The sequence below is a fragment of the Bradyrhizobium sp. LMTR 3 genome (assembly GCF_001693485.1).
In the GTDB taxonomy this organism is placed as follows: Bacteria; Pseudomonadota; Alphaproteobacteria; order Rhizobiales; family Xanthobacteraceae; genus Bradyrhizobium.
Map to the genome: position 1 here is coordinate 448,139 of NZ_MAXC01000023.1, position 15,507 is coordinate 463,645.

Genomic DNA, 15,507 nt, shown 5'->3' on the forward strand with positions numbered 1-15,507 from the left:
CCCGGCTGACCCGGAAAGTCCGTGAAACATGGTTTCCGGATTATTTATCAACTTTGCCTAGCCTCTCGTTCGAAACAGCCACTATCCTTAAGGCCCAAGGGAATCACCCGGCGGTGTCCCGAATCGAGGCGATCTGATGCCCCCTGTCCCGGAAGCCTCCAGCATTCTTGCCTCGCTAGGCCAGGCGGCTTTCGTTTGGGACCTAATAGCGGACACCATCGCCTGGAGCGACAATGCCGGCGCGGTTTTCACCGACATTCCGGCGGAAGCGCTGACGAGTGGCGCCGGGTTCGCCGGGTTGATCGAGCCCTCCCGTTCGATCCGGACGGACGCCCTCACTCGATCGCCACCGCCGCGGGGCGGCGAAGGCGTCGCCTACCGGATCGAATATGGCGTGCGAGCCTCAAGCTCCGCGCCGGTACTCTGGATCGAGGAAACCGGTTGCTGGTTCGCAGGGCCCGACGGCAAGCCAGTACGCGCGCAAGGCATTGTCCGCATCAACAATGAGCGCCGTGCCCGCGACGAGCAATTGCTGAAGCTCTCGATGCACGATCCGCTGACCGGTGAACTCAATCGCACGCATCTCATCGCCTCGCTGGCGGAAGCGATCGAGGAAGCCATGCGTCTCCGATCGACCTGCGCCTTCATGCTGATCGGCATCGATCATTTGGCGCGCGTCAACGATGCCTTCGGCTTCGATGTCGCGGACGCCGTGATTGCCGAAGTCGGAAAGCGCATCCGTGCCAAGCTGCGCGGCGGCGACGTGCTCGGGCGCTTCTCCGGCAACAAGTTCGGGCTGATCTTGAGGAACTGCACCGTCGAAGACGCCAATATCGCGGCCGAGCGTTTCCTGGCAGGGGTCCGCGACGAGGTAATCCCGACCAAATCCGGCCCCGTTTCGGTGACGGCCTCGATCGGCGCGATCAGCATCCCCCGTTACGCCCGCAACGCCGATGAGGCCGTCAACCGCGCCCAGGAAACGCTCGATGACGCCAAGCGCCGCCGCGCCGGATCGTTCTCGCTGTGGAAGCCGAACGTCGAGCGCGACGCCCAGCGCCGCGTCAACATCCGCGTCACCGATGAGATCGTCACTGCATTGAACGAGCGGCGGATCGTCACCGCCTTTGAGCCCGTGGTCGAAGCGCGCTCGCGGCAGCCGGCGTTCTATGAATGCCTGGTGCGGATGGAGCAGGAGGACGGGCAGGCGCTGCTGGCGCCCGATATCGTTCCTGTCGCCGAGCGATTGGGCCTGATCCGGCTGGTCGATCATCGCGTGCTCGAACTCGCGGTCGCCGAGCTCGCGGCGTCGCCGAACGTGCGGCTCAGCCTCAACATCTCGCCCGACACCACCATGGACCCGGACTGGTGGACCGGAATCGAATCGCTGATGCAGGCGCATCCCGGCGCCGGCGAGCGGCTGATCGTCGAGATCACCGAAACGGTTGCGATCCAGGACCTCGACGATATCAGGGGCTTCATCACGCGACTGAAAAGCTTCGGCAGCCAGATCGCGATCGACGATTTCGGCGCCGGCTACACCTCGTTCCGCAACTTGCGCAAGCTCGGCGTCGATATCGTGAAGATCGACGGCGCCTTCGTGCAGAACATCGCCCGCTCCGCCGACGATCGCGCCTTCGTGCATACGCTGATCGATCTGGCCAACCGCCTGCAGATCAAAACGGTAGCCGAATGGGTGCAGGACGAAGAAACCGCCGTGATGCTACGCGAATGGGGCTGCGACTACATCCAGGGCCGCCTGATCGGGCTGGCGTCGCCGCAGCGTCCGTGGGTGGCGGCGGCTGAGACGGTGCTGCCGGCAGCGGGGTAGCCGTCGTCCCCGCGAACGCGGGGACCCATACGCCGCGGCCCTTCAATGGGGCAATCGCGTAGACGGCGTCGCCAAACAATTAACACTGGTGGTTATGGGTCCCTGCGTTCGCAGGGACGACAGATAGTGAGACGAAGGAGAGTCCTACTCTTCCTTCTTCGGCTCTTTCGACATGCGCTCGAGGCGTTCCTGCATTTCCTTCATCTGGCGGCGAAGATCGTCGATATTGTCTCCGTCGGTCGTCGGCTCCGGCACCTTCTCAGGCTCGGGCGAAGTCGATCCGGCGCGCGGCGGCACGAACGGCTTGAACATCGAGAACGTCTGCTGAAACAATTCCATGTTGCGGCGGACATGTTCCTCGAGCGGCGCGAACGGCGTGCCGCTGAAGGTGTTGGTGAGCTGCTTGCGGAATTTTTCCTGCTCGCGCGTCAGCGTATCGATCGACTGCTCCAGATATTTCGGCACCACCAACTGCATGCTGTCGCCGTAGAAGCGGATCAACTGCCGCAGGAAAGTGGTGGGCAACAGATTTTGTCCGGCCTTGTTTTCCTGTTCGAAGATGATCTGCGCCAGCACCTGGCGGGTAATGTCGTCGCCGGTCTTGGCGTCGTAGACGAGAAAATCCTCGCCTTCCTTCACCATCGCTGCGAGATCCTCGAGCGTCACATAGGTGCTGGTGCCGGTATTATAGAGCCGCCGGTTGGCGTACTTCTTGATGGTCGTAGGTTGTTCTGACTTTGCCATAAGCTCACACATCGACACCGAGAGCAGGGAACCCGGCGGCTTCGCCGGCGGGCAGACAAGCAACGCAAACGCAGCAAAGTAAGCATTTTCAATGCGGTTCGGCTACCGTTTTGTGCGGCACGGTTAATTCCAAGGCATGGACGCTGCTATGGAAACCCCTTGGGGGAGCAATTTGAATGCGCCGCGGCAGGATTTTGGGCGCCGGCCGATTGACATGGGTCAACGAGGTTAACAACATAAGGTGAGAGACAGGCTCGCCACCCCGGCCGCCCGCCGTCCAACAACGTCAAGCCCAAGAAACCCCATAAGGAGATGTCCATGTCAGACGATGTCGTCATCGTCAGCGCCGCCCGCACTCCGGTCGGCAGCTTCAACGGCGCGTTCGCCACCACCCCGGCCCATGACCTCGGCGCCATCGCCATCAAGGCCGCGCTGGAGCGGGCGGGTGTCGAGCCGGGCCAGGTCTCCGAAGTCATCATGGGCCAGATCCTGACCGCGGCGCAGGGCCAGAACCCGGCCCGTCAGGCCTCGATCAACGCGGGCATTCCGGTGGAAAGCCCGGCCTGGGGCGTCAACCAGCTCTGCGGCTCGGGCCTGCGTTCGGTCGCGCTCGGCTACCAGGCACTGCTGAACGGCGATTCCTCGATCGTGGTCGCGGGCGGCCAGGAATCGATGAGCATGGCCCCGCATGCGCAATATCTGCGTGGCGGCGTGAAGATGGGCGGCCTGGAGCTGGTCGACACCATGATCAAGGACGGCCTGTGGGACGCCTTCAACGGCTATCACATGGGTAACACTGCCGAGAACGTCGCCAAGCAGTGGCAGATCACCCGCGCCCAGCAGGACGAGTTCGCCGTCAACTCGCAGCAGAAGGCGGAAGCCGCGCAGAAGGCCGGCAAGTTCAAGGACGAGATCACCGCCGTCACCATCAAGACTCGCAAGGGCGACGTGGTGGTCGATACCGACGAATATCCCCGCCACGGTGCGACCCTGGAGTCGATGGCCAAGCTGAAGCCGGCCTTCGAGAAGGACGGCACGGTGACCGCCGGCAGCGCGTCGGGCATCAATGACGGCGCGGCCGCCGTCGTGCTGATGACCGCCAAGGAAGCCGCCAGGCAGGGCAAGAAGCCGATCGCCCGCGTCGTCTCCTGGGGCCAGGCCGGCGTCGACCCCAAGATCATGGGCACCGGCCCGATCCCGGCGTCGCGCACTGCGCTGAAGAAGGCCGGCTGGAACGTCGGCGACCTCGACCTGATCGAGGCCAACGAGGCGTTCGCGGCGCAGGCCTGTGCAGTCAACAAGGACCTCGGCTGGGATACCTCCAAGGTCAACGTCAACGGCGGCGCGATTGCGATCGGTCACCCGATCGGCGCGTCGGGCGCGCGCGTGCTGGTGACGCTGTTGCACGAGATGCAGAAGCGCGATGCCAAGAAGGGCCTCGCCACGCTGTGCATCGGCGGCGGCATGGGCATCGCGATGTGCGTTGCACGCGACTGAACTAAAGGCAGAGTGATCGGTTGAATGATGAAAAGATCATCTCGCAACCGCGGCTCGAATTGGTAAAGATGAAATGCCCGGTCTCGCGCCGGGCATTTTCATCTTGTGGGAGCGTTTCCAAGAACGCTTTCAAAAAGATTGAGACTCGTCAAAAGACCGGGACAATTCCGGCGTACTAAGCGATTACCAAGGAGGACTACGACATGGCACGTGTTGCATTGGTTACGGGTGGTACGCGGGGCATTGGCGCTGCGATCAGCAAGGCACTGAAGGCTGCGGGCTACAAGGTTGCGGCAAGCTACGCCGGCAACGATGCCGCCGCCGAGAAATTCAAAGCCGAGACCGGGATCCCCGTCTACAAATGGGACGTCAGCTCCTTCGATGCTTGCACCGACGGCATCAAGAAGGTCGAGGCCGACCTCGGGCCGATCGACGTGCTGGTCAACAATGCCGGCATCACCAAGGACGGCGCCTTCCACAAGATGACGCTCGATCAGTGGAACGCGGTGATCAACACCAATCTCGGCTCGCTGTTCAACATGACGCGCCCGGTGATCGAGGGCATGCGCGCCCGCAAATTCGGCCGGATCATCAACATCTCCTCGATCAACGGCCAGAAGGGACAGTTCGGCCAAGTCAACTATTCCGCCGCCAAGGCCGGCGACATCGGCTTCACCAAGGCGCTGGCGCTGGAGAATGCCAAGGGCGGCGTGACCGTGAACGCGATCTGCCCCGGCTACGTCAACACCGAGATGGTGCAGGCGGTGCCGAAGGACGTGCTCGAGAAGAGCATTCTGCCGCTGATCCCGATCAATCGTCTCGGCGAGCCCGAAGAGATTGCCCGCGCGGTGGTGTTCCTGGCTGCCGACGAGGCCAGCGGCATCACCGGCTCGACCATGACGATCAACGGCGGCCAGTACTTGGTGTGATCGCGGTCGGTCATTGCATGGCCGTTGCATGTCGCAATGGCTCATAAAAAGTCGTCATGCCCGGGCAGAAGCGCGAAGCGCGTCTTCGCGCTAGATGTCCCGGGCATCCACGTCTTTAAAACCCATCCGGCGAAAGGACGTGGATGGCCGGGATAACTCCGGCCATGACGGAATGACAGACACATGACTCCCCGCACCGCCACGCTGATCGGACTGACCGCGATCCTGATGTGGTCGCTGCTGTCGGTCCTGACGGTTGCGACCGGAAAGATCCCAGCCTTCCAGCTCGCCGCCATGACGTTTGCGATCGGCGCCTTGGTCGCTTTCGCAAGTTTCCTGTTCCGGCCCGCCGCCTTTGGCGCCTTGAAGCAGCCAGCGGTCGCCTGGGTCGTCGGCGTCGGCGGATTGTTCGGCTATCACGCGCTGTATTTCCTCGCGTTGCGCTTTGCGCCGCCGGCCGAAGCCGGCTTGCTGAATTATCTCTGGCCGCTCCTGATCGTGCTGTTCTCGTCGCTGTTGCCGGGGGAGCGGCTGGCGCCGCATCACATCATAGGTGCGTTGCTCGGGCTTGCCGGCACGGTGCTGCTGTTCGCCGGCAATACCGGCAGCTTTACGCCCGGGCAGATCCCAGGGCTGGCGGCGGCCTTCGTCGCCGCCTTTGTGTGGGCCGCCTATTCGGTGATGTCGCGCAAGCTCAAGGCGGTGCCGACCGATGCGGTGGCCGGCTTCTGCCTCGCCACCGCGCTGTTCGCCGCGCTCGTCCATACCATGGTGGAGAAGACGGTGTGGCCGGAGACGATCGGGCAATGGCTTGCCGTCATCGCGCTCGGCGTCGGCCCCGTCGGTGCTGCGTTCTTCGTCTGGGACATCGGCATGAAGCGCGGCGATATCCGCGTGCTCGGAGCGGCGTCCTACGCTACGCCGCTGCTATCGACCTTGTTTCTGATCCTCGCCGGCTTCGCGCAGCCGACTGCCACGATCGCCATTGCCGCGATCCTGATCGCCGGCGGCGGCCTGATCGCGGCGAAGGATATGGTGTGGCGGAAGTCCTAAGCGGCAGGCTTCCAGCCCGGTGGCTTGTACATCGCTTCCGGAATTTGCCCGAGTTCTGAGCGCTGCAGCTTCTCGGACGTCAGTCCGTAGAATTGCTGGAAGCTCATGATCAGTGGCCGCCATCTGTCTGGATCGACGCGGTTGGGCTCGCCATCCATCATGATTCCGGAATGGGCATGGACGCGAGTGACGCGCACCTCGATCGCGGCAAGATTGCCGCGCCATACCGCATCCTCCTCGGCCATCTCGTGGACGTGTGCGACCCTGGCTTCGATCTGCACCGGGCATTCCAGCGCGCGCGGCGCCGCAACGGTTTCGCCCGGCATCGCGGTTAGGCCGCACAGGCCAAACTTGTCGCGCGCGTGCCGATAGCCGCGCATCCGCTTACCCGATGGCACCGGATCCGAGCCGGTCGTGCGAGCCAGACGGTCGACCGCGCCGACCAGTGCGGCCGACGGCAGATTGAGCACGCACTCGCCTGTGCGGATCATGTTCTCGGTGGTCTTTGAGTTGGCCGCCAACCCCAGCATGCAGCGCCAGCCAACCCACCATGCCGACGACATCGGCGCGAGGTTGAATGAGCCGTCCTCATTGGTCGAGCCGATCAGAACCACCGGCGTGCCGAAATAGAGAATCGCCGGTTCGATCTGATGTGAAACGCTGAATGTCCCGTGCATTTTCCGCTCCTCATGTTGTGGAGCGGAAACTATGTTCAAGAGTGCATCAAACCCACCCGATTCCCGATCATTCGCCACCGGTGAACCGCTCTTGGTAAAGCTCGGCTTGTAATGCTCTCGGCTGTCACGCTTTCATACGCAAGGCAGCAAGCGTCGCCGCACAAAACGCCAGCAACGTCACGCCCGCATTGACGGCGTGGGAATATTCCCAGTGCCGGCGCGAGGTTTGCCAGTCCTCAGGGCGCACAGTCCAGTTGTCGGTAGCGACGTTGACCGGGTTGGTCCAGATCAGGAAAATTGCCAGATTGACAATGATGAGAGCAATTGCGGCGCCTGCAAGCCAAAGCGCCAATTTGTCAGCTCTGACTTCGACGGCGAGAGCCAGATTGGCAATCAACGACGCCGGCAAGAACAGGCCGACCACCCACCAGCCGACATAGATGCGCTGGACCACGAAGTAGTCCTGCTCGGACATCTGCATCTTGTGGCGCAGTTCGAACAGATGCGCGGCCGGAGCGATGACGGCAAGGCCGGTGAGAATAATCGCCAGGAATCGAATGATCATCGGAGCGGCTTTCGTCATGCGAGAGGGACGGCGCGCAGCGTGGGCACCCGTTCTCTGGCATGCCGAGATACCGGATCGGGCCGCAGCTCGCCCGCGAGTTGCTTTCGCTACCAACCTCGTCGCCCGGCCAGCGTTCCAGCGGTTGCTTGTTCGGGAGGCCGCGCGGCAGTTCGCGCGCGAGACCCGGCACCTCACTGCGCAGGGAACCAGTCCGGTTTTGCCAGCTCAAACTTCGCAAACTCGAATCCGGGGGCGACGGTGCATCCGACCAGCGTCCAGTCGCCGGTGCTTTCAGCGGATTGCCAGGCGTGCGGAGGCACAACGGCTTGCGGAGCCTCGCCGCCAGCGAGATCGGGCCCAAGCCTGACGCTGCGCTGGCCGCTGTCATCGGCGATCTGCAGCGTCAGCGCCGCGCCCGCGTAATAATGCCAGGTTTCGACCGCATCGATGCGATGCCAATGCGAGCGTTCGCCGCGCGCCAACAAGAAATAGATCGCAGTCGATCGCGAACGCCCGGCGGTATCAACGCTTTCATCGCGAAACGTCTCGCGATAATGCCCGCCTTCGGGATGCGGCTTCAGGTCGAGCCGCGCGATGATCTCGGCGGCTTGTTTTGGCAGCGCCATCAGGACTTGTTCTTGCGTTCGCGCAGTTCGCCGAAAACGTCGACGGCGCTGGCGCCCTTCATGTGCAGCTTGGCCGCCACCGACGGCTCGTCGGCGCGCAGGAACACGTTGGCTTTCTTCTCCTCGCCCAACAGCACCGGGATCGTCGGCTTGTTCTCGGCGCGCAGCCGCGTGACTTCCTCGGCGCGCGCCTTCAGCGCCGGATTGTCGCCGTCGACGGTGAGCGCGAATTTGACGTTGGAAGCAGTATATTCATGGCCGCAATAGAGCTTGAAATCGTCCGGCAGCGCACGGAGCTTCAACAGGGAATCCCACATCATCGGATAATTGCCCTCGAACACCCGGCCGCAGCCGATCGAGAACAGCGTGTCGGCGGCAAACACCGCCTTTTCGTTGTCGAACACGTAGGAGATATGATCGAGCGTGTGCCCCGGTGTTTCCAGCACCCGGGCCAGCAGGCTTCCCACCTTGACGACGTCGCCATGGGCAGCGCGCAGGTCGACATTGGCAATCTTGGTGGACTTGTCGTGCGGTGCAACGACGCGGCAATTATATTTCTGCTTCAACTCGGCAATGCCGCCGACATGGTCGTGATGGTGATGAGTGACGAGAATATCCGTCAGCGTCCAGCCCTCGCGCTCCAGCGCCTTGATGATCGGGGCAGCTTCCGGCGCGTCGATCGATGCGGTGGCCTTGGTCGCGGGATCGTGGATCAAATAGCCGAAATTGTCGTTGAGGCAGGTGAAGGTACGAATTTCCGCGGCCATGACAGCTCCGTGGTTAAGGCTTTCAGCCCCATTAATCCGCAAGAAATATGGCGTTAACGCTTGCGCGGCAATGCCATTTTGGGCGCGCCGCATTGAAACACGGTATGGTAGATTGTGCCCATGACCATCGACGTCATCGATCTCCGGGATTTCTATTCGCAGCGCCTCGGCATCGTGGCGCGGCAGTTGATCAACCGCGGCATTCGGGCGCGCTGGCCCGATGCGGCGGCGCAGCGGGTGCTCGGGCTCGGCTATCCGACGCCCTATCTCGGGCTGTTTCGCGAGGATTCGGAGCGCTGCATCGCCTTCATGCCGGCGGCGCAGGGCGTCCTGAAATGGCCGACGGGGCGACCGGCGCTGGCGTCTCTGATCGATGAATTCTCGATGCCGCTGCCGGACGCCGCGGTGGATCGAATCCTGCTGGTTCACGCGCTGGAGATGTCGGACGATCCGGAGCGCTTGTTGCGCGAGGTGTGGCGGGTGCTGGCGCCGTCCGGCCGGCTCATTGCGGTGATCCCGAACCGGCGGGGCGTATGGACGCGCACCGACAATACGCCGTTCGGTCATGGCCGTCCGTATTCGCGCGCGCAGATCACGCAATTGCTGCGGCAGACCTGGTTCACGCCGGCGGCGTGGGGCGAGGCGCTGTTTCTGCCGCCGGTGGGCAATAGCTGGTTTCTGCGCTCGGCGATGGCGTGGGAGCGTGTCGGCGCCGCGCTGTCGCTGCCGTTCGCCGGCGTCCATATCGTCGAAGCGACCAAACAGGTCTATCGCGCCATCCCCGCAGGCCGCGAACGTACGCGGCTTATTCCGTCGCTGGAGCCGGCGCTGGTGCCGTCATCGACGGCAACGCGGGATAAGCTGAGGGATTCGTAGGGTGGGCAAAGGCGCGCTAGCGCCGTGCCCACCATTTCATCCTCAGTCTTTGCGGTAAGTTGGTGGGCACGCATGCGCTTTGCCCACCCTACGAAATCGGACGCCTACTCATTCCCCGGATTGAAATCTTCGCTTGGCGCGGCGGGCGCGGCCATGCTGTCGGGGCGCGGGCCGTGCGGCCGGCGGCGCCGGCGCGGGAAACGCTCGCGCTCGCCGCGGCCCTCTTCGTATCCGCCGGGCGCACCGTTCACCTGGGGCTGCGGTCCGGTGATGAAGGAGGGCAGGCGATCGACGCCGCCGGTATCGGCAATCACCGGCTGCGGCTGGGGTTGCGGCTGATACTGCGGCTGCGGACGGTGCTCGCGTTCGCGATGATGTTCGCGCGGCTGTTGGTCGCGCTGATAGGGCTGGTTGTCGCCGCGCTGTTCGCGTTCGCGCGGATTGTTGTCGCGGATATACGGCTGCGGCTGCTGCGGGACGAAGCCAGGCTCCTGGCCGAAATGCGAAAAACTCTCGCCGTCGTCGTCACCGTCTTCCGTCGGCTGCGTTTCGGTGTCGATGCGCGGCTGCGGCTGGTTCTGCCGGAACTGCTCCTGCGCAGCGGCGATCAGGCGGAAATAATGCTCGGCGTGCTGGTAGTAATTCTCGGCGGCGACGGGGTCGCCGGAAGAGCGCGCGTCGCGCGCTAGCTGAACGTATTTTTCCGCAACGTGCGAAGCGGTGCCGCGGATCTTGATGTCAGGCCCGTTGGATTCGAACACCCGGGTCATCGGGTTCTGACCGCGCCGGCCATCGTTCCGGTTACTGCCCTGGTTCCGGTTACGCATCCGCTTGTTGTTTTGACCGTTTCTCATGTCTCGCCTTTATTCCAGCCCTGATGTTTTGCAGTTGCCGTCGTAGCCTGATCCGATCCGGCGCGCACTCAGGCGCACCGAATCACGATGCCGTTCAAATTCATGTCGTCGATTCGCCAACCCTCGCGTTCAGCAAAGACGCGTTCCCCAATCGGCAGCGTACATGTGCCCGCCGGATCAAAACATTCAGCCTGCCAAAACCAGCCTAACCGTCTTGCGTGACGGCTTCGCGTGACTGGCTGTTGCGTAAGTCTTCAAGCGCAATATCAGGCTTTCGTTCGCTTTACGGTCGAGAGCAGCACAGCTCCAGCTATTGCGCTCGATTCGACCTGCGTTTGGAACCTTTCACCCGGCGGGCTCTCGTTTCGAGAAACTCTGGCCTCACCCGTATGATCTTACGGGGCCAGCAACCCTGGACCGATGTTGTGAGCGGAACGTAGTCGCTCCGGGGGAATATTCCAAGGGGTTTTTTTGCGCTCCAAAAGGACTTTATCGGGCCATTTTGTGGCCCGCGACCGCCCTTGGAATGCCCGCCAGATCGGCCTTGGGCGCCGTTGCGGGCATTAACCCTGCGCTCGTCATCAGGGCCTGAATTGGGCCGCTTTGGCCCTCTCCGGCCTCCACAACCAAGGCTGCACCCGGGGCGAGCAGGCCGGCCGCCTGAGGGATCAACGCGCGGTAGGCGTCCAGCCCGTCGGCGCCGCCATCGAGCGCGGCGAGCGGATCATGATTTCTCACCTCTACCGACAGGCGGCCGATATCCGCCGATCGGATATAGGGCGGGTTCGAGACGATCAGATCGAACGAACCGGATAGCCCGCGCGCGTAATCGCAGGCGATGAACGTCGCGCGCTCCGAGAGGCCCGCGCAGGCGGCATTGGCCGCCGCGGTCTGCAGCGCCGCTTCGGAGATGTCGGTTCCGAATCCCTCGGCCGCCGGCAACTCGGACAACAATGCGAGAAGAATTGCGCCGGAACCGGTGCCGAGATCGGCGATACGCATCGGATGAGCGAGATCGCCGCCGGCGCGTAGCAGTTCCAGCGCCAGTTCGACCACCGTCTCGGTATCGGGCCGCGGCACCAGCGTTGCGGCTGAGAGTCGCAAGGGCAGACCCCAAAATTCCTTTTCGCCGATGATGCGCGCGACCGGTTCTCGCGCGAGGCGACGGCGGGCGAATTCCTCGAGGTGAGCCGATTCGTCCGAGGTGAGCTCGCGCTGCGCGGCCGATATCAAGCCGGTGAGGTCGAGGCCCAGTGCATGGCCTGTCAGAATCCGCGCATCGAGTTCGGCGGATTCGATGGCGGCGGTTTTGAGTCTCGCTGCGAGCGCGCGCCGCGCGGCCTCGACTGTTTGGCCGATGAAATTCGTCATGCGACGTTCTCGCGCAAATCCCTCCACGCGTCGTCCCTGCGAACGCAGGGACCCCGAGCGTGAGCGCAATTACGCTCATCGCGTCGCCGCGGCCTTTCGACTGAGGCAGTGTGGGTCGATATCTTCCGTTGCAACGAGAGCCTGTGGTTATGGGTCCCTGCGTTCGCAGGGACGACGTTGGAATTGTGGATGGGTCCCCGCTTTCGCGGGGACGACGGCCGGATGCTCCTCACGCTGCCGCGCCTTGCGCGGCGAGCTGGGCGGCCTGGTGCTCGGTCGTCAACGCGTCGATCAGTTCGCCCAGCGCTTCGCCCGCTATCACCTGCGGCAATTTGTAGAGCGTCAGGTTGATGCGGTGATCGGTGACGCGGCCCTGCGGGAAATTATAGGTGCGGATGCGCTCGCTTCGGTCGCCGGAGCCGACCTTCTCCTTGCGGTCAGCGGAGCGCGCGGCGTCGGCGCGCTGGCGCTCGGCGTCGTAGATGCGTGAGCGCAGGATGTTCATCGCGGAAGCGCGGTTTTTGTGCTGCGAGCGGCTGTCCTGCATCATCACCACGATGCCGGTCGGAATGTGCGTGATACGGATCGCGGATTCAGTCTTGTTGACGTGCTGGCCGCCGGCGCCCTGCGCGCGCATGGTCTCGATCCGCAGATCTTCATTCTTGATGTCGACATCGACATCCTCGACCTCGGGCAATACCGCCACCGTTGCAGCCGAGGTGTGAATCCGCCCCTGTGTTTCCGTGTCGGGCACGCGCTGCACGCGGTGCACGCCGGATTCGAATTTCAGCTTGGCGAACGCGCCGCGGCCCTGCACCTCGGCGATGATTTCCTTGTAGCCGCCCACGGTACCTTCCGAGGCCGAGATCACGTCGACCTTCCAGCCCTGCAAGGCGGCAAACCGCTCATACATACGGAACAGGTCGCCGGCGAACAACGAGGCCTCGTCGCCGCCGGTGCCGGCGCGGATTTCCAGCATCACGTTGCGGTCGTCCATGGCGTCCTTGGGCAGCAGCGCCACGCGAATCTTCTGCTCGAGGTCAGCGACGCGCGCCTGCAGCGTTTCGAGCTCGGCTTCGGCCATGCTGCGGATTTCGGGATCGGTGCCGGCATCAGCCAGGAGCGATTCTGCGCCCGCAATCTCGGCCCGCGCCGTCCGGTACGCCTTGACCGCATCGATCAGCGGATTGAGCTCGGCGAGCTCGCGCGTGATCTGGACGTATTTTTCGGAATTGACCTGGCCCAGCAGCTCGGCCTCGAGCGAGGCATGATGGGCGAGCAGGATATCGAGTTTGGCTTCGGGCAACATGGCGTATTTCTCAGGCAGCGGATACGGAAAGGTGGCGTTGTCGGGACAGAGCCTCGCTACAACGACAGCCCCTCGGCTTCCGCGAATTCCGTCAGCTTCTGCCGGATCGAGACGCTGCCGGCCGGCGCGTCGAGCAGCGGCATCAGGACAGCTTCCGCCTTTTTGGCGTCGAGGTCGAGGATCATCGCCTTGACCGGCCCATGCCCGGTGGCCGACAGCGACAGCGAGCGGTAGCCGAGCGCGATCAGCGCCAGCGCGCCGAGCGGCTTTGAGGCCATCTCGCCGCATAGCGAGGCCATCTTCTTCGCAGCTTGCGCCTTCCGCACGATATCGCGCAGCGCGCGCAGGATCGGCACCGACATGGTGTCGAACCGTTCGGAAACTTTTGCGTTGCCGCGGTCGACCGCAAACAAGAACTGGAACAGGTCGTTCGAACCGACCGAAACGAAATCGACCTTCTTCAAGAGTTCGTCGAGTTGATAGAGCAGCGCCGGCACTTCCACCATGGTGCCGACGTCGATACGTTCCGGCAACGCGTGGCCGTGCTGGCGCAGGTAGGTCAGTTCGCGCTCGACGATGGCCTTGGCCTGGTCGAATTCGGCGACATCCGAAACCATCGGAAACATGATCTTCAGCGCACGGCCGCCGCCGGCCCGCAGCAGCGCGCGAATCTGGCCGCGCAACAGTCCGGGACGGTCGAGGCCGAGCCGGATCGCGCGCCAGCCGAGCGCCGGATTTTCCTCGATCACGGTCTCCATATAGGGCAGCGCCTTGTCGCCGCCAATATCGAGGGTGCGGAACGTGACCGGCTTGGAGCCGGCGGCGTCCAGCACGGTGCGATAGAGCGCGAGTTGGTCGGAAGAGCGCGGCAGGCTTTGGCCAACCATGAACTGCAACTCGGTGCGGAACAGCCCGATGCCGGCGCTGCCGGTGTCGTCGATATGCGGCAGGTCGACGACGAGGCCCGCGTTGATCATCAGTTCGACCGGCTGGCCGTCCTTGGTCACACAGGGCTTGTCGCGCAGCGCGGCATACTGCGCCTGCCGCCGCGCGCGAAACCGCACCCGCTCGGCATAGGCCGATTCGATCTCGGCCGAGGGGCGGACATAGATCGAACCCGAGGTGCCGTCGACGATGATGGGATCGCCGGGGTCGGCAATGCCGGGCGCGTTCGGGACTTCGCCGACCGCAGGGATTCCGAGCGCGCGCGCCACGATCGAGACGTGGGAATTCGCGGTGCCTTCCTCCAGCACCAGGCCGCGCAGCCGCTTGCGATCGTAGTCGAGCAACGCCGCCGGTCCCATCGCGCGCGCGATCAGAATGGCGTTTTCGGGAAGTTGCTCGCGCGAGGGCGCGTGATCCTGGCCGACCAGTTGCCGCATCAGGCGATGGCCGAGGTCTTCCAGGTCGTGCAGGCGGTCGCGTAGATAAGGATCGGTCGAGCGCAGCATGCGCGCGCGCGTGTCGGACTGCACGCGTTCGACCGCGGCTTCCGCGGTGAGGCCGGTAGCCACCGCCTCATGCAGCTTGTGTGACCAGCCGTGGTCGTTGGCAAACATCCGGTAGGCTTCCAGCACCTCGCGGTGCTCGCCGCCATCGGCGACGTCGCCGCGCTCCAGCATGCGGTCGAGATCGGCGCGCAGCTTGGTCAGCGCCGCGTCCAGTTTCTTGATTTCCTTCGGCAGGTCTTCGGCGATGTAGTTGGTGATGACGACACGCGGCTCGTGCAGCACGACATGGCCGAGCGCGATGCCGTCGGACAGGATCGCGCCGGTCTTGTGCAGGGAATGCCGCGCCGCCGGTTCCGCGCCGGGCTGCGCCAGCGCCGCCAGTTCGCCCGAGGCGATCATTTCCGCCAGCACCATGGCGGTGGTCTGCAGCGCCTCGACCTCTTCCTCGACATAGGTGCGCTTGGCGCGGTTCTGCACCACCAGCACGCCGAGCGTGTTGCCGGCGCGCAGGATCGGCACGCCGAGGAACGAGTGGTAGATTTCTTCGCCGGTTTCCGGGCGGAACGAGAACGCCGGATGGCTCTGCGCGTCCGAGAGGTTGAGCGGGCTGGCCTCGCTGGCGACGAGGCCGACGAGACCCTCGTGCGCGTTCAGCACCGTGCGGTGCACCGCGTCGCGGTTCAGACCTTCGGTGGCGTAAAGTTCGAGCGTGTTATCGATGCGCAGCACGTAACAGGAGCAGACCTCGGCCACCATGTTGGCCGCGATCAACACCACGATCTTGTCCAGGCGTTCCTGCGCCGAGACCTTCTCCGCCATGGTTTCGCGGAGCCGTCTCAACAAGACGCGGGGACCTCCCGACGTGCTCCGCATGTGCTGGTATCCTCCCCCGCAAGGCCAGCCCGCCGGGTGGCCGGTAGCTGGCGTGAAACGCTCGAAACACTACAATTATATTCATTC

Annotated in this window: 14 protein-coding genes; 5 read left to right on the plus strand and 9 right to left on the minus strand. The window is 63.8% G+C overall.

Annotation, left to right across the window (positions count from 1 at the left end; genetic code table 11):
* The first annotated feature begins 136 nt into the window (after nucleotides 1-136).
* Entirely contained in the window at nucleotides 137-1,828 is a 1,692-nt protein-coding gene (locus LMTR3_RS19205) for a putative bifunctional diguanylate cyclase/phosphodiesterase (protein WP_065746580.1), read from the plus strand.
* A gap of 144 nt (nucleotides 1,829-1,972) precedes the next feature.
* Here the strand turns inward: LMTR3_RS19205 and phaR are convergent, their stop codons facing one another.
* The gene (gene phaR, locus LMTR3_RS19210) at nucleotides 1,973-2,572 is read right to left on the minus strand and encodes a polyhydroxyalkanoate synthesis repressor PhaR (RefSeq protein WP_065746581.1); all 600 of its coding nucleotides are present in this window, start codon (nucleotides 2,570-2,572) and stop codon (nucleotides 1,973-1,975) included.
* A 318-nt stretch (nucleotides 2,573-2,890) separates the two neighbouring features.
* Here phaR and LMTR3_RS19215 point away from each other — a divergent pair, with 318 nt between their 5' ends.
* The 3 genes from LMTR3_RS19215 (at nucleotide 2,891) to yddG (ending at nucleotide 6,051) form a co-directional block, all read left to right on the plus strand.
* Nucleotides 2,891-4,069, plus strand: a complete 1,179-nt coding sequence (locus LMTR3_RS19215; protein ID WP_065746582.1) for an acetyl-CoA C-acetyltransferase — start codon at nucleotides 2,891-2,893, stop codon at nucleotides 4,067-4,069.
* A gap of 203 nt (nucleotides 4,070-4,272) precedes the next feature.
* Nucleotides 4,273-4,998 carry an acetoacetyl-CoA reductase gene (phbB, locus tag LMTR3_RS19220; protein WP_065746583.1) on the plus strand — a complete coding sequence of 242 codons (726 nt, stop codon included), beginning with the start codon at nucleotides 4,273-4,275 and terminating at the stop codon, nucleotides 4,996-4,998.
* 183 nt (nucleotides 4,999-5,181) lie between these two features.
* A complete protein-coding gene (gene yddG / locus LMTR3_RS19225) occupies nucleotides 5,182-6,051 on the plus strand; it encodes an aromatic amino acid exporter YddG (protein WP_065746584.1) in 870 nt (289 codons plus the stop codon).
* Here the strand turns inward: yddG and LMTR3_RS19230 are convergent.
* The 4 genes from LMTR3_RS19230 to gloB all read right to left on the minus strand — a co-directional run bounded on the left by LMTR3_RS19230 (nucleotide 6,048) and on the right by gloB (nucleotide 8,686).
* The gene (locus LMTR3_RS19230) at nucleotides 6,048-6,728 is read right to left on the minus strand and encodes a flavin reductase family protein (protein WP_065746585.1); all 681 of its coding nucleotides are present in this window, start codon (nucleotides 6,726-6,728) and stop codon (nucleotides 6,048-6,050) included. The genes yddG and LMTR3_RS19230 overlap by 4 nt on opposite strands.
* A gap of 124 nt (nucleotides 6,729-6,852) precedes the next feature.
* Nucleotides 6,853-7,293, minus strand: coding sequence for a hypothetical protein (locus LMTR3_RS19235; protein ID WP_065746778.1), 441 nt, complete (start codon nucleotides 7,291-7,293; stop codon nucleotides 6,853-6,855).
* A 191-nt stretch (nucleotides 7,294-7,484) separates the two neighbouring features.
* Entirely contained in the window at nucleotides 7,485-7,919 is a 435-nt protein-coding gene (locus LMTR3_RS19240) for a cupin domain-containing protein (RefSeq protein WP_084029697.1), read from the minus strand.
* The gene (gene gloB, locus LMTR3_RS19245) at nucleotides 7,919-8,686 is read right to left on the minus strand and encodes a hydroxyacylglutathione hydrolase (protein ID WP_065746586.1); all 768 of its coding nucleotides are present in this window, start codon (nucleotides 8,684-8,686) and stop codon (nucleotides 7,919-7,921) included. The genes LMTR3_RS19240 and gloB overlap by 1 nt, the downstream gene beginning before the upstream one ends.
* Nucleotides 8,687-8,806: 120 nt before the next feature.
* On the opposite strand from gloB, the gene LMTR3_RS19250 reads away from it, so the two are divergent.
* Nucleotides 8,807-9,562, plus strand: a complete 756-nt coding sequence (locus tag LMTR3_RS19250) for a methyltransferase domain-containing protein (protein WP_141686678.1) — start codon at nucleotides 8,807-8,809, stop codon at nucleotides 9,560-9,562.
* Nucleotides 9,563-9,666: 104 nt separating this feature from the next.
* On the opposite strand, the gene LMTR3_RS19255 is transcribed toward LMTR3_RS19250, so the two are convergent.
* The 4 genes from LMTR3_RS19255 to ptsP all read right to left on the minus strand — a co-directional run bounded on the left by LMTR3_RS19255 (nucleotide 9,667) and on the right by ptsP (nucleotide 15,420).
* A complete protein-coding gene (locus tag LMTR3_RS19255) occupies nucleotides 9,667-10,416 on the minus strand; it encodes a DUF4167 domain-containing protein (protein ID WP_065746587.1) in 750 nt (249 codons plus the stop codon).
* A 489-nt stretch (nucleotides 10,417-10,905) separates the two neighbouring features.
* Nucleotides 10,906-11,787, minus strand: coding sequence for a peptide chain release factor N(5)-glutamine methyltransferase (prmC, locus tag LMTR3_RS19260; RefSeq protein WP_065746588.1), 882 nt, complete (start codon nucleotides 11,785-11,787; stop codon nucleotides 10,906-10,908).
* 229 nt (nucleotides 11,788-12,016) lie between these two features.
* Nucleotides 12,017-13,096, minus strand: coding sequence for a peptide chain release factor 1 (gene prfA / locus LMTR3_RS19265; protein ID WP_065746589.1), 1,080 nt, complete (start codon nucleotides 13,094-13,096; stop codon nucleotides 12,017-12,019).
* 56 nt (nucleotides 13,097-13,152) lie between these two features.
* The gene (ptsP, locus tag LMTR3_RS19270; protein WP_065746590.1) at nucleotides 13,153-15,420 is read right to left on the minus strand and encodes a phosphoenolpyruvate--protein phosphotransferase; all 2,268 of its coding nucleotides are present in this window, start codon (nucleotides 15,418-15,420) and stop codon (nucleotides 13,153-13,155) included.
* Nucleotides 15,421-15,507 lie beyond the last annotated feature (87 nt).